1 protein-coding gene is annotated in these 226 nt (G+C 69.0%); it reads right to left on the bottom strand.

The window, feature by feature from the left end; genetic code table 11:
- The coding region (locus UK12_RS44235; RefSeq protein ID WP_045307458.1) for a CurL C-terminal domain-containing protein at window positions 1-226 on the bottom strand (226 nt) is incomplete at both ends.

Genomic DNA, 226 nt, shown 5'->3' with positions numbered 1-226 from the left:
GTGAACAGGAACGCCGTACGTCCCTCAACCACCGAGCCTTGCACCAGGTTCGCAGCCGACTCGCCCTCGGCCAGCGCACCAAGCCCCCGCAGGAACTCCACACGCCCACCCGCCACGACAGCTGCGTGGTGTTCGAAAGCCGCTCGCGTCGTCGCCAGCGAGTAACCGAGGTCCGTGACGGTCAGCTCGGGGTCGGCCTCGACCCGCGACTGGAGCTCCCTGGCCT

Source organism: Saccharothrix sp. ST-888 (genome assembly GCF_000955975.1).
Classification (GTDB): domain Bacteria; phylum Actinomycetota; class Actinomycetes; order Streptomycetales; family Streptomycetaceae; genus Kitasatospora.
This window is presented reverse-complemented; position numbering and strand designations above follow the sequence as displayed.